This window comes from Hyphomicrobium sp., assembly GCF_019744875.1.
GTDB lineage: Bacteria > Pseudomonadota > Alphaproteobacteria > Rhizobiales > Hyphomicrobiaceae > Hyphomicrobium_C.
Map to the genome: position 1 here is coordinate 823,186 of NZ_JAIETU010000005.1, position 12,360 is coordinate 835,545.

Below are 12,360 nucleotides of genomic sequence, written 5' to 3' on the forward strand. Positions count from 1 at the left end.
GATCACGGTAGCGGTGGCGCACTGAACCCGTCCTGAATGGCGCGTGCAGCTTAGGTTCATCTTCGTTACCAGGCGTAAAGAGAAAAGCCGCGCATGAGATGCGCGGCTTTTCCTAGTGCTGGGTTCGCGTTTGCGCTGCCCGCTATCTGAGGTAGGGGCAGAGCTGGCGTGGCCTGCCGCCGCCGGGGTTGTAGGTTCCGGTGCGCGGATCGAACGAGCGATAGCGCGACGCGCAACGCGCTACGGCGTCGCCGTCCCCGCGTCCGCGATCTTCGTAAACGTAATAATCGTCGTCGTAGTAATCGTCATAGTAGCCACCGTAGTCGTAGTAGTACGGCACGCCGTACCAGCGCGGACGATGGTGGTGGTGATGGTGCCCATGTCCCGGGTTGCCATGCCAGTTGCCGGGTTTGCCGGGCTTGCCAGGCCACGGACGACCGGGGCCGCCGGGTTTGTATCCGCCGCCTTTCCAACCGCCGCCACCGCCGCCTAGGGACGGGCCGCGGCCGCCTCCGCCGCCTTTCCAGCCGCCGCCACCGCCGCCGCCCAAAGACGGGCCGCCGCCTCCGCCGCCGCCTTTCCAGCCACCGCCGCCTCCGCCTCCGAAGCCGCCCATGTTCTTTTGCACAGTCACGATGTCGGCCGGGGCGCCGATCGCGGCTCCGGCTTTACCGATGCCTGCGCCGGCTGGCGCCGCGGACACCGCCGTGGCTCCTGCCATCGGCAGCGCGAGGAGTGTCGCGAGGGCAAATATCCTCGATCCTCTCATGCCTTGATGCTCCTTGCTCGTCATTTGGTTGCTTGGTCGAGCTCCGCGCTCCAGAGGGCGCGGGCATGCCCGTGTATGTGGGGGCTCATCCGTAGAAATCCCACCGGGAGGAAGGCGGTTCTCGATTATTTCCAGACCGTCGCCCGTGGAGCGCTGAAAGGCCGCGCAAATGCCGCGTCTCGCCTGCGCCTCGCCGGTTGATGCGCCGTGACGCACATGATACAGAACCGCGGGTTTTCAGGTGGGGTTCGCGCTCGTTTCTTGCGCGGTACTGTTCTCGCCTGCTTTCCCAGAATTCATGAAAAGGGCTGTGGCTTCGGCCGCGGGGCTTCCTACAACCCCTTGAGCACGCGAGATTTCTTGACGTGGCGACAGATCAACCAATCGTTTCCGGCGTTGCAGGCCGCTATGCGGCCGCCTTGTTCGATCTCGCGGTCGAGCAGAACAAAGTTCCCGAGGTCGAGCAGGATCTCGCCAAATTCCAGCAACTTTACGACGAAAGTGCCGATCTGAAGCGCCTGGTGCGCAGCCCGGTCATCGCGGGCGAAGATCAGGCGCGAGCGCTCAGCGCGGTGCTCGACAAGGTCGGAGCGGGTGCGCTCTCGAAGAACTTCTTCAGTCTGGTGGCTCGCAACCGGCGCCTGTTCTCGGCGCCCGACATGGCGCGCGCCTTCCAGGCTCTGGCTGCGAAATCGCGCGGTGAAGTGACGGCCGACGTGGCCAGCGCTCATCCGTTGACGGATGCGCAGTCCACGGCCCTCAAGGCCGCTCTCAAGGATGCCGTCGGCAAGGACGTGACGCTCGCAACCAAGGTCGATCCTTCGCTGATCGGTGGCCTGGTCGTGAAGCTCGGCAGCCGCATGGTCGATTCGTCCCTCAAGACGAAGCTCGCCAATCTCAGTCTTTCGCTCAAGGGAGGGCACTGACGCCGGGTTCGCCCGACGCCTTCCTCCCTAGCGCTCCACGAACGTCAATGAGCAGGCCGGTTTGAGGCCCGCTCGCACGAAGAAACAACCAGAGAAAACGCCCCAGAAGACGAGGTCAAGTTATGGACATCCGGGCTGCAGAGATCACCTCGATCCTCAAGGATCAGATCAAGAATTTTGGTAAGGAAGCCGAAGTTTCGGAAATCGGCCAAGTGCTGTCGGTGGGCGACGGCATTGCACGCGTTTACGGCCTCGACAACGTCCAGGCCGGTGAAATGGTCGAGTTCCCGGGCGGCATCCGCGGCATGGCGCTCAACCTCGAAGCCGACAACGTCGGCGTCGTGATCTTCGGCGACGACCGCACCATCAAGGAAGGCGACACCGTCAAGCGGACCGGCGCCATCGTGGAAGTTCCTGTCGGCAAGGGCCTTCTCGGCCGCGTCGTCGACGGTCTCGGCAACCCGATCGACGGCAAGGGCCCGATCAAGTCCGACACGCGCAAGCGCGTCGACGTCAAGGCTCCCGGCATTCTGCCCCGCAAGTCGGTGCACGAGCCGATGGCAACCGGCCTCAAGGCCGTGGACGCTCTGATCCCCGTCGGCCGCGGCCAGCGCGAGCTGATCATCGGCGACCGTCAGACCGGCAAGACCGCGATCATTCTCGACACCTTCCTCAACCAGAAGCCGGCCAACGCCGGTACGGACGAGACCGCAAAGCTTTACTGCGTGTACGTCGCTGTCGGCCAGAAGCGTTCGACGGTTGCGCAGTTCGTGAAGGTTCTCGAAGAGCGCGGCGCTCTCGAGTATTCGATCGTCGTCGCTGCAACCGCTTCCGATCCGGCGCCGATGCAGTACCTCGCGCCGTTCACCGGCTGCACCATGGGCGAGTACTTCCGCGACAACGGCATGCACGCCGTGATCGCCTATGACGACCTCTCCAAGCAGGCCGTTTCTTATCGTCAGATGTCGCTGCTGCTGCGCCGCCCGCCGGGCCGCGAAGCCTACCCGGGCGACGTTTTCTATCTCCACTCTCGTCTTCTCGAGCGCGCCGCCAAGCTCGGCGACGCAGCCGGCAAGGGTTCGCTCACGGCGCTGCCCGTCATCGAGACCCAGGCCAACGACGTGTCGGCCTACATTCCCACGAACGTGATTTCGATCACCGACGGCCAGATCTTCCTCGAAACCGATCTCTTCTATCAGGGCATCCGTCCGGCCGTGAACGTCGGTCTCTCGGTGTCGCGCGTCGGCTCGTCGGCTCAGACGAAGGCGATGAAGCAGGTTGCCGGCAAGATCAAGGGCGAGCTCGCGCAGTACCGCGAAATGGCGGCCTTCGCTCAGTTCGGCTCCGACCTCGATGCGGCCACGCAGAAGCTGCTTGCACGCGGCGCACGCCTGACCGAGCTTCTCAAGCAGCCGCAGTTCTCTCCGCTCAAGATGGAAGAGCAGGTTGCGGTGATCTTCTCGGGCACGCGCGGCTATCTCGATGCGCTGCCGGTTTCCGCCGTCGGCAAGTTCGAAGCTAGCCTCCTCACGGGTCTGCGCGACGAGAAGTCGATCCTTGGCGCAATTGCCGCCGACAAGGCGATGAGCGACGAGACCGAGAAGAAGCTCGTCAGCTTCCTCGACACGTTCGCGAAGAACTTCGTCGCCTAATGGCTTTGCCTGCTCGGCTCGGGCGCTTCGGCGCCCCGGCCGGGAAGGCGGGGTAGTGGATCGGATCAGCTAAGGAAGCTAGGGCGCCATGCCGAGCTTAAAAGACCTCAGAAATCGCATTGCCTCGGTCAAGGCGACGCGCAAGATCACGAAGGCCATGCAGATGGTGGCGGCCGCGAAGCTGCGGCGCGCGCAAGAGGCCGCGACGGCTGCGCGCCCCTACGCCGAGCGCATGGCCACCGTGCTTTCCGCGCTCAACCAGCGGGCCGTTCGTGAAGGCGCCTCGCCCCTGCTCGTCGGTACCGGGCGCGAACAGACGCATTTGCTGATCGTCATGACGGCCGAGCGCGGCCTGGCTGGCGGCTTCAACTCGAACATCGCCAAGCTTGCCCGCGCCGACGCCAACAAGCTGATTGCGGCCGGCAAGCAGGTGAAGATCCTGACCGTGGGCCGCAAGGGCGCAGACAACCTGCGCCGCGACCTCGGCCGCAACATCATCGAACGCATCGAGCTCAAGGGCATTCGCCAGCTCGGGTTCGTCAATGCCGAAGACATCGCGAGCAAGGTGCTCGCCATGTTCGAAGCGGTCGAGTTCGACGTCGCGACGCTCTACTTCTCGGAGTTCAAGAGCGTCATCGCGCAGAAGCCGACGGCTCTGCAGCTCATTCCGGCCAAGCTGCCGGAGGCGAACGGATCGGACGACGCCAAGGCTGCCGGCGCGCAGGCCGTGGTGGAATACGAGCCGGACGAGGACGCGATCCTCGGCTACCTGCTCTCGCGCAACATCTCGACGCAGATCTTCCGCGGCTTGCTCGAGAACGCGGCGTCCGAACAGGGCGCACGCATGAGCGCCATGGACAGCGCGACGCGCAACGCCGGCGAGATGATCAACAAGCTGACGGTCAAGTACAACCGCCAGCGCCAGGCGAACATCACCAAGGAGCTCATCGAAATCATCTCGGGCGCGGAAGCGCTCTAGCTATTATCGGTGAGTTTCAAGCTCAGCGTCGAGGAGTGGTCTCATGGCTTACAAAACGACAGCAACGACGAAGGGCGGCCGCGACGGCCGCGCGATCCTCGAGGATGGCAAGCTCGCGCTTGCTATGGCGCTGCCGAAAGATCTCGGCGGCTCGGGCGAGGGTCACAACCCGGAGCAGCTTTTCGCGCTCGGATATTCGTCCTGCTTCGGCCAGGCGATTCTCGTGCTCGCCAAGAAGCATGGGCTCGACGGCCAGGCCGCGAAAGTGACGGCCGAGGTCACGCTGAACACGACCGACGGCTTCTCGCTTGCCGTCGATCTCAAGGTTTCGCTTCCCGGCGCCGATCCGGCCGCACTCAAGGCCCTCGTCGACGAAGCGCACACGATTTGTCCCTACTCAAAGGCGACGCGCGGGAACGTTCCCGTCACGCTGTCGATCGCCTGAACATTTGACTGGAGAGGAAAATGGCTAGCAAGGTTGGTAAGGTTCGCCAGGTTATGGGCGCAGTCGTCGACGTTCAGTTCGACGATCATCTGCCGGAAATTTTGAACGCGCTCGAGACCCAGAACCAGGGCAACCGCCTTGTGCTCGAAGTCGCGCAGCACCTCGGCGAGAACACGGTTCGCACCATCGCCATGGACAGCTCCGAAGGTCTCGTTCGCGGCCAGGTCGTGACGGACACGGGCGCGCCCATCGAAGTGCCGGTCGGCGAAGAGACGCTCGGGCGCATCATCAACGTCATCGGCGAGCCGGTGGACGAAGCCGGCCCCGTGCCGACCAAGTCGCGCCGCGCCATCCATCAGCCCGCTCCTTCGTTCGCCGAGCAGGCGACGGAAGCGCAGATCCTGGTCACGGGCATCAAGGTCGTCGACCTGCTGGCTCCTTACGCGAAGGGCGGCAAGATCGGCCTGTTCGGCGGCGCCGGCGTCGGCAAGACCGTTCTGATCATGGAGCTGATCAACAACATCGCCAAGGCGCACGGTGGCTACTCCGTGTTCGCAGGCGTCGGCGAGCGTACGCGTGAGGGCAACGATCTCTATCACGAGATGATCGAGTCCAACGTGAACGTGGACCCGAAGAAGAACAACGGCTCGACCAAGGGCTCCAAGTGCGCTCTCGTGTACGGCCAGATGAACGAGCCGCCGGGCGCACGCATGCGCGTCGCACTCTCGGGCCTCACGGTCGCCGAGGACTTCCGCGACAAGGGCCAGGACGTGCTGTTCTTCGTCGACAACATCTTCCGCTTCACGCAGGCCGGCTCGGAAGTGTCGGCTCTCCTCGGCCGCATTCCCTCGGCGGTCGGCTATCAGCCGACGTTGGCCACCGACATGGGTGCTCTCCAGGAGCGCATCACCACCACGCAGAAGGGCTCGATCACGTCGGTGCAGGCCATTTACGTTCCGGCCGACGACTTGACCGACCCGGCGCCTGCCGCCTCGTTCGCGCATTTGGACGCGACCACGGTTCTTTCGCGCTCGATCGCAGAAAAGGGCATCTACCCGGCGGTCGATCCTCTGGACTCGACGTCGCGCATGCTCGATCCGCGCATCGTCGGCGAGGAGCACTACAAGGTTGCCCGCCAGGTGCAGTCGATCCTGCAGCGCTACAAAGCTCTCCAGGACATCATCGCAATTCTCGGCATGGACGAGCTGTCGGAAGAAGACAAGATCGCGGTCGCACGCGCCCGCAAGATCGAGCGCTTCATGTCGCAGCCGTTCACGGTCGCTGAAGTCTTCACCGGCTCGCCCGGCAAGCTCGTGTCGCTCGCCGACACGATCAAGGGCTTCAAGGGTCTCTGCGACGGCGATTACGACCACCTGCCGGAACCGGCGTTCTACATGGTCGGTTCGATCGACGAAGCTATCGCGAAGGCTGAGAAGCTGGCCGAAGCCGCCTAACGCATTTAGAAACACCGCAACGTTCCTTCGTCAGGCGAAGGAGCAGGAGATCACATGGCTGGAACATTCGGCTCGTGCTGCGAAGAACTTAAGGACGCGATGAGCGGCGAAGAATTCGAGCCGCTGATCACGCTTGGAGACGACGGCGTTCTCTACATGTCGGTTGGCCTCGTCGAACTCGACGAGGAAGAGCCCGGCATGGTCGATCACCCGGTGTTCTTCTGCCCGTTCTGCGGCAAGGGCCTGCAGACGCCGGAAGAAGTCAAAGAAAAGACCGGCGACGACGAAGAAGAAGACGACGCGTAAGGCCAACGCCGGCGCGGCTGGCCGCCCACCTAGGGGCGGCCTCAGGATCAGGACAGGAAGTCTATGGCTCAGACGTTTACATTCGAGCTCGTCAGCCCCGAAAAGGTTCTCCTTGCCGGTGAGGCGGAGCAGGTTCAGCTTCCCGGCGCGGAAGGCGATATGACCATTCTTCCCGGGCATTCGCCGCTGATCTCGACGCTTCGTCCGGGCGTGATCGATGTGATGCTGGGCGGCACGCGCTCGCGCATCTTCGTGCGTCAGGCGTTTGCGCAGGTTGAGCCGGACCGGCTGACGGTGCTGGCGGAGAAGGCGCAGGACGTGGCCGAGCTGACGAGTGCCGTCATCGCCGACGAACTGGCGGCCGCCGAATCGGAACTGGCGCAGGCCAAGACCGACGAGCAGCGTCTGGTTGCGAACCAGGCGATCGCCACGCTTTCGAGCCTGCGCGCCTAAGCGGTTCGCGGCTTCTCAGATCTAGGAATTAAAAAAGCGCCCGGGTTTCCCGGGCGCTTTTTTGTGTTTCGGTCGCCGATCGGGCGGCGCTACTTCTGTTCGGCCGTATCGAGCTTACGGTTGATGCGGCGCAGGAGCTGGCCGACGTTGGCGATCAGGCTGTGCTCGATTGCGAAGTAGATGCGTTCGCCCTTGAACTTCTTGCGCACCGGGTCCCAGGGGAACAGCAGCACGACGTCGAACTCGATCGGCTGGTTGGTCTGGGGGAGATCCAGGAGGCCCGCGCCGTGATGGACGCCGTTGAAGTGAGCTTCCTCGACCACGCCCTGGGGGCCGATGAACACGTTCGTGACCGCGAAGCAATTTTCGGGGAAGCCGGTCAGGAAGCCTTCGTAGAACTTTGCCGCGCCTTCGTGCCCGTACCACGTCTTGCCGTTGTTCAGCATCGTGTAGACGCAGTCGTCGGTGAGGGTGGCGAGAAGCCCCGGAATGTCACCGGCGTGCTCGGCTGCGATGTGATCGAGCCAGAGGTCCTTGATGCGGTCGTACTCGGCCTGATCGAAAGGCTGTCCGGTCTGGTAGTTCGCGCCGTCGGCAAACGGCGGAAGCGTTCTCGTGAACTTGCGCTCGGACATGGGGACTCAACTCGATCGAATGGGCGGCCGAAAGGGCGGGCATTGTTAAAACGGCGCCTTGGATCAAGGCGCCGTCTGATCAAACATATCGCTCTTATTTTCAGGTTTGAGCAAGATATGCAAATCTCTCTACGACGGATTGGTAAACCGGCCGCTTAAAGTCGACGATAAGATCCGGCAGTTCTGACATTTCGCGCCAGCTCCAGCGGTCGAACTCCGCCTTGCCGTGCCGCGGGCGGATCTCGATCTCGCTGTCGTCGCCCCAGAACCGCATGGCAAACCAGCGCTGCCGTTGGCCGCGGTACTTGCCCTTGAGGGCGACTCCGAGCAGCGGCTCCGGCAGGTCGTAGGTCAGCCATTGGTGGAATTCGTCGACGACGTCGGCGCTCGTGATGCCGGTTTCCTCGCGCAGCTCGCGGATGGCCGCCTCGACGGGCGGCTCGTCCTTTGCGATGCCGCCTTGCGGCATCTGCCAGATGTAGGCCGAAGTATCGCCGGCCCACTTCGGCAAGCGGCGGCCGGTCCAGACGCGGCCTGCCTTGTTCAGCACCATGATGCCGACACACGAGCGGTAAGGAAGCTCAACCAGGGCGGTTTCGGAGTTGGCGATCGTGGCGTGCTTCATGGCGTGCTGTAGACCTGCAAAAGCGGTTGTTCGAGCTAAGGATGGCTCCCGCGGCTCTGCGCCGCCGGCCGAATCACCTCTTATCTAACTGATGAAAATAGCGGATGTTTGACCAGCCGTCTGTATCGTGAGGAATATCCCGGGGCCGCGGCCCCCCTGCTTCAGCTCTTCCAAGTCAGTTTTGGGCCAGGAACGGGCTGAACTGGCGCAGCACCTCCAGGTAGAGGTCGCGCTTGAACGGCACGATGGCCGCGGGCAGCTCTTCGATCGTGGACCAGCGCCAGGCGATGAACTCGGTATGCGGGTGGCCGGGGACGCCGAGATCGATTTCGCTTTCGTCGCCGACGAAGCGCACCGCGAACCACTTCTGGCGCTGACCGCGATATCGCCCGCCCCAGACCTTCGGGATCAGCTCGACGGGCAGGTCGTAGGCCAGCCAGTTTTCGGATTCTCCGAGGAACTCCACGTTTGTCATGGAGGTCTCCTCGCGCAGCTCACGGAGCGCGGCGAGGCGGGGATCCTCATGCTCGTCGATGCCGCCTTGCGGCATCTGCCACCACGTCGCTTCGGCGTCGCCCGGAGCGTCGGCACGGCGGCCGACCCAGATTTTCGAGGCCCGGTTCAGGACCATGATGCCGACGCAGGAGCGGTACGGCAGGGTTTCGGGATCGATAGCGGATTTGGTCATGTCGTGGCTCCAAAACGGCGATGGGCGCCTTTCAGCGCCCATCGTAAATTATCGCTGATGTCCGTGGTGCCCTAGTTGGGCACGGTGCTCTTGTTGGCGTCGGCGGCGCCCTCGGTGCTCGAAGCCGGCGGGGTGGCCGGTTTCTTGGCGACCGTCTCGCCGGTTGCGGTGCCGCGCAGGAAGCTCAGCGCATACTGGAGCTGCGTGTCCTTTTCGGGCTCCTTCGGCACGTAAGCCGACGAACCGGACTCTTCCTTCACGGGCTCCTTGTTGGTCTCGTCCTTGTTGGCGGCGTCCTTCGCCTCGTCGGCCTTCTTGGCGGCCGCTTCGGCGTCCTCGCCTCTCAGATGGCCGCGCAGGCTCGCTTCGCCGCGGGGCTTCTCGGGCGTCTTGCTCTTCAGCTCTTCCGGAAGCTCCTGCTCGATCACGATATCCGGATCGATGCCCTTGGCCTGGATCGAGCGGTTCGACGGCGTGTAGTAGCGGGCCGTCGTCAAGCGGATGGCGCCGTTGGCTCCCAGCGGGATGATCGTCTGCACGGATCCCTTGCCGAACGAGCGCGTGCCGATGATCGTCGCGCGCTTGTGGTCCTTGAGGGCGCCGGCAACAATTTCCGAAGCCGATGCCGAGCCGCCGTTGATCAGCACGACGATGGGCTTGCCTTCGGCGGTGTCGCCGGGGCGGGCCTGGGCGCGCTGGGTTTCCTCGTTGTTGCGGCCCTTCGTGAGCACGATGGCGCCGCGGTCGAGGAAGTCATCCGATACCGCGATGGCCTGATCGAGCAGGCCGCCGGGGTTATTGCGCAGGTCGATGACGATGCCGCGCAGCTTCGGGCCGATCTCCTTCTTGAGGGCGTCCATCGCCTTCACGAGGTTGGCGTGGGTCTGCTCGTTGAAGGTCGTGACCTTGACGTAGGCGATGTCGTCGCCTTCCTTGCGGGCCTTGACCGCGTTGATGCGGATGAAGTCGCGCGTGATCTTCACGTCGAAGGGCTCATCCTTGCCCTTGCGGACGATGGTGAGCGTGATCGGCGTGTTGACGGGGCCGCGCATCTTCTCGACCGCCTGCTCGAGGGTCAGGCCGGAAATCTGCTCGTTGTCGAGATGCGTGATGAGGTCGTTCGCCTGGATGCCGGCCTTCGAAGCGGGCGTTTCGTCGATGGGCGAGACAACCTTGACGACGCCGTTCTCCATCGTGACCTCGATGCCGAGGCCGCCGAATTCACCGCGCGTCTGCACCTGCATGTCGCGATAGTTCTTCGGGCTCATGTAGGACGAGTGGGGATCGAGCGCGGCCAGCATGCCGTTGATCGCGCTCTCGACCAGCATCGTGTCGTCGGGCTTCTCGACGTAGTCGGACCGCACGCGCTCGAAGACGTCTCCGAACAGATCGAGCTGACGGTACAGCTCGGAGTTGGGCGAGTTCGCCGAGTAGGTCTGCGTGACGTTGAACACCGTCGTTGCGCCCGCGAGACCCGTCATCGTCAGAAACGTCCAGAATACGAGGTCGGTCTTGCGCATTAGTCCTGCACCTTCTGATGAGAGGCGGCCCACCATGGATTGGAGTCTATGGGTTGCCCGTCCTTGCGGAATTCAATGTAGAGAACCGGCGCGCTGGAATGCGGCGCAGATTGGCTCGTGTCCGTACTTTCGGTTGCCAGTTGTGCTGTGCGGGGCGCACCACTCATCGTCCCGATCGGTTCGGCAGCCAAAACAAATTGACCTGGCCCGACGTCCATTCGCGACAGCCCGGCCACCAGAACATGATATCCGCCGCCGGCGTTAATGATCAAGAGTTGCCCGTAACTGCGGAATTCACCCGCGTATACTACCCAGCCATCACACGGCGACGTAACCCGCGCACTGTAACGGGTTTCAATCACCATGCCTTTCGACGTTCCTCCATATTGGGTTTTTTCACCGAAACCCAAGACCCTGCGGCCGCGGGCGGGCAAGGAAAGTTTGCCCTTGGCGTTCTGGAAGGCGATGGCGGGACGGATACGGTCCGGGTTGCCGGGCATGAGGCCGGCGGATGTCGGCGCAAGCTCGACGATGGAGGACGACGGTGGTTCGGGGGCCGCGGGCGGGGCCGACGGGGTCAGGAGGGCGACTTCTTCGGTCTTTTCCTGAGGCGCGGCGGCGGCGGGCGGGACCGAGACGGCGGCATCGCGGGCCACGGCCGGGCCGCTCGGAGCGGGCTGGACCGGAGCGGCGGGCGGGGCAGCCGAGGGCGGCAGCACGGCGACCACCTGATCGCGGTTCTCGCGCTCCATCTGCGGCATGGCCGGGGCGGTATTGACCTGCTGGCTCAGCTTCGAGATCAGCTCGCTCAAATCGCTGACGTTCTTCGAAATCTCGGCGGCGGACTCGCGGACCTGGCGCAGCTCCGTCTGCCGTTCCGCCAGCGTCTGCTTCTTGGTTTCGAGGAGGCTCGCCAACTGGGCTTGCACGGCGTTCAGCTTCTCGCGCTCGGCGCGCAGCGTCTCGCCGTCGCGGCGGATGCGCGTCATGATCGACACCAGCTCCGTGAGCTTGGTCGAGAGCGCTTTCGCTTCCTCCTTGAGGCCCGGAAACGCGACGCCGATCAGCATGGCGCTGCGCACCATGCGGAGCGCGTCCTCGCGACGCGTGATGATGACCGGGGGCGGGTTGCGGCCCATGCGCTGAAGGGCGGCGAGCAGGCCCGAGATCTTGCCGTGCTCCTTGGCCAGCGAGTCGCGGATCGCCTTTTCCTGCCGTTCGAAGCCCGCCAGGCGGTCCTCGACGGCCGTCATCTTTTCTTCGCTGGCCTGGACGCGGGCTGCCGTTTCGACGAGGCGCGCGTTGATCTCGCGGCGGTCCTCCGACAGCCGGGCGAGGTCGCTCTGAAGCTCGCGGTCGCGCTTTTCCTTGGCTTCCAGCTCGTGCTGCTGGCGGTCACGCGTTTTCGAGACGGATTCGGCGGACTGCGGAGTGGCTGCGGTTTCTGTTGCGGTTTTGGGGGGCGTCTGGGTGGCCGTCTGGGCGCGCGCACCCGGAATCGACGCCGCCAGCGCAAGGGTGGTCAGCGCCGCGGCAGTCACGAACGTCCGCTCGGGGCGTTTCGGTCCGGTTGCAGCCCGTGTGCATCGGGACTGCTTTTTCGCCTGTGATCGGCTCACGCCTTCGTCCACCTCATTCGTCGCCAGAGCCCGCGATTGACGTGCCAAATAACCGAATCGCACATGTTCGGCCGTCAGATCTGCCGGACGCATTCCAGCGAAACCGGTTGCCGGTTCGCCGTCCCCGAAGCGTCCACTGCAGAAGGCGCGCCCCCGGGGCGTTTCGGCCCGGCGCGGCGCATGCCCTCCGTGGACCACCACGCCCGTATAAGTGGTTAGAATTAGGGCATGGAGATTACCAAAGCGATAGGCGCGTTCCGTCTGGTTGGGGAAGTCCCCGCCTTTTGCC

Annotated in this window: 13 protein-coding genes; 7 read left to right on the forward strand and 6 right to left on the reverse strand. The window is 64.0% G+C overall.

Annotation, left to right across the window (positions count from 1 at the left end; translation table 11 throughout):
* Positions 1–142: 142 nt before the first annotated feature.
* The gene (locus K2Y42_RS13815) at positions 143–769 is read right to left on the reverse strand and encodes a BA14K family protein (protein WP_291153483.1); all 627 of its coding nucleotides are present in this window, start codon (positions 767–769) and stop codon (positions 143–145) included.
* 365 nt (positions 770–1,134) lie between these two features.
* Between K2Y42_RS13815 and K2Y42_RS13820 the strand changes: the two genes are divergently transcribed.
* The 7 genes from K2Y42_RS13820 to atpC all read left to right on the forward strand — a co-directional run bounded on the left by K2Y42_RS13820 (position 1,135) and on the right by atpC (position 6,984).
* Positions 1,135–1,695, forward strand: a complete 561-nt coding sequence (locus K2Y42_RS13820; RefSeq protein WP_291153486.1) for a F0F1 ATP synthase subunit delta — start codon at positions 1,135–1,137, stop codon at positions 1,693–1,695.
* Positions 1,696–1,817: 122 nt separating this feature from the next.
* Positions 1,818–3,347, forward strand: a complete 1,530-nt coding sequence (atpA, locus tag K2Y42_RS13825) for a F0F1 ATP synthase subunit alpha (RefSeq protein ID WP_291153489.1) — start codon at positions 1,818–1,820, stop codon at positions 3,345–3,347.
* An 88-nt stretch (positions 3,348–3,435) separates the two neighbouring features.
* Positions 3,436–4,326 carry a F0F1 ATP synthase subunit gamma gene (locus tag K2Y42_RS13830; protein ID WP_291153492.1) on the forward strand — a complete coding sequence of 297 codons (891 nt, stop codon included), beginning with the start codon at positions 3,436–3,438 and terminating at the stop codon, positions 4,324–4,326.
* 43 nt (positions 4,327–4,369) lie between these two features.
* Positions 4,370–4,771: an organic hydroperoxide resistance protein gene (locus tag K2Y42_RS13835; protein WP_291153495.1), complete on the forward strand. Its 402-nt coding sequence runs from the start codon at positions 4,370–4,372 to the stop codon at positions 4,769–4,771.
* A 20-nt stretch (positions 4,772–4,791) separates the two neighbouring features.
* On the forward strand, positions 4,792–6,225 hold the full coding sequence (gene atpD / locus K2Y42_RS13840; RefSeq protein ID WP_291153498.1) for a F0F1 ATP synthase subunit beta: 1,434 nt from the start codon (positions 4,792–4,794) through the stop codon (positions 6,223–6,225).
* Positions 6,226–6,279: 54 nt separating this feature from the next.
* Positions 6,280–6,531: a hypothetical protein gene (locus K2Y42_RS13845; RefSeq protein ID WP_291153501.1), complete on the forward strand. Its 252-nt coding sequence runs from the start codon at positions 6,280–6,282 to the stop codon at positions 6,529–6,531.
* 63 nt (positions 6,532–6,594) lie between these two features.
* Positions 6,595–6,984 (forward strand): ATP synthase F1 subunit epsilon, encoded by a 390-nt coding sequence (gene atpC, locus K2Y42_RS13850; RefSeq protein ID WP_291153504.1) that lies wholly within the window; start codon positions 6,595–6,597, stop codon positions 6,982–6,984.
* An 89-nt stretch (positions 6,985–7,073) separates the two neighbouring features.
* On the opposite strand, the gene K2Y42_RS13855 is transcribed toward atpC, so the two are convergent.
* From K2Y42_RS13855 to K2Y42_RS13875, 5 genes are all read right to left on the reverse strand, one after another.
* A complete protein-coding gene (locus K2Y42_RS13855; protein WP_291153507.1) occupies positions 7,074–7,619 on the reverse strand; it encodes a nuclear transport factor 2 family protein in 546 nt (181 codons plus the stop codon).
* A gap of 100 nt (positions 7,620–7,719) precedes the next feature.
* Positions 7,720–8,244 carry an RNA pyrophosphohydrolase gene (locus K2Y42_RS13860; RefSeq protein WP_291153510.1) on the reverse strand — a complete coding sequence of 175 codons (525 nt, stop codon included), beginning with the start codon at positions 8,242–8,244 and terminating at the stop codon, positions 7,720–7,722.
* A gap of 175 nt (positions 8,245–8,419) precedes the next feature.
* Positions 8,420–8,932, reverse strand: a complete 513-nt coding sequence (locus K2Y42_RS13865) for an RNA pyrophosphohydrolase (RefSeq protein ID WP_291153513.1) — start codon at positions 8,930–8,932, stop codon at positions 8,420–8,422.
* A gap of 71 nt (positions 8,933–9,003) precedes the next feature.
* Positions 9,004–10,452, reverse strand: coding sequence for a S41 family peptidase (locus K2Y42_RS13870; protein WP_291153515.1), 1,449 nt, complete (start codon positions 10,450–10,452; stop codon positions 9,004–9,006).
* Positions 10,452–12,071, reverse strand: a complete 1,620-nt coding sequence (locus tag K2Y42_RS13875) for a peptidoglycan DD-metalloendopeptidase family protein (RefSeq protein WP_291153518.1) — start codon at positions 12,069–12,071, stop codon at positions 10,452–10,454. Before K2Y42_RS13875 ends, K2Y42_RS13870 begins: the two co-directional genes overlap by 1 nt.
* Positions 12,072–12,360 lie beyond the last annotated feature (289 nt).

Bases quoted from the DNA above. Each gene is read 5' to 3' on its own strand.
- K2Y42_RS13815 (WP_291153483.1), bottom strand. From the start codon at position 769: ATGAGAGGATCGAGGATATTTGCCCTCGCGACACTCCTCGCGCTGCCG.
- atpA (WP_291153489.1), top strand. From the start codon at position 1,818: ATGGACATCCGGGCTGCAGAGATCACCTCGATCCTCAAGGATCAGATC.
- K2Y42_RS13830 (WP_291153492.1), top strand. From the start codon at position 3,436: ATGCCGAGCTTAAAAGACCTCAGAAATCGCATTGCCTCGGTCAAGGCG.
- K2Y42_RS13835 (WP_291153495.1), top strand. From the start codon at position 4,370: ATGGCTTACAAAACGACAGCAACGACGAAGGGCGGCCGCGACGGCCGC.
- atpD (WP_291153498.1), top strand. From the start codon at position 4,792: ATGGCTAGCAAGGTTGGTAAGGTTCGCCAGGTTATGGGCGCAGTCGTC.
- K2Y42_RS13845 (WP_291153501.1), top strand. From the start codon at position 6,280: ATGGCTGGAACATTCGGCTCGTGCTGCGAAGAACTTAAGGACGCGATG.
- atpC (WP_291153504.1), top strand. From the start codon at position 6,595: ATGGCTCAGACGTTTACATTCGAGCTCGTCAGCCCCGAAAAGGTTCTC.
- K2Y42_RS13855 (WP_291153507.1), bottom strand. From the start codon at position 7,619: ATGTCCGAGCGCAAGTTCACGAGAACGCTTCCGCCGTTTGCCGACGGC.
- K2Y42_RS13860 (WP_291153510.1), bottom strand. From the start codon at position 8,244: ATGAAGCACGCCACGATCGCCAACTCCGAAACCGCCCTGGTTGAGCTT.
- K2Y42_RS13865 (WP_291153513.1), bottom strand. From the start codon at position 8,932: ATGACCAAATCCGCTATCGATCCCGAAACCCTGCCGTACCGCTCCTGC.
- K2Y42_RS13870 (WP_291153515.1), bottom strand. From the start codon at position 10,452: ATGCGCAAGACCGACCTCGTATTCTGGACGTTTCTGACGATGACGGGT.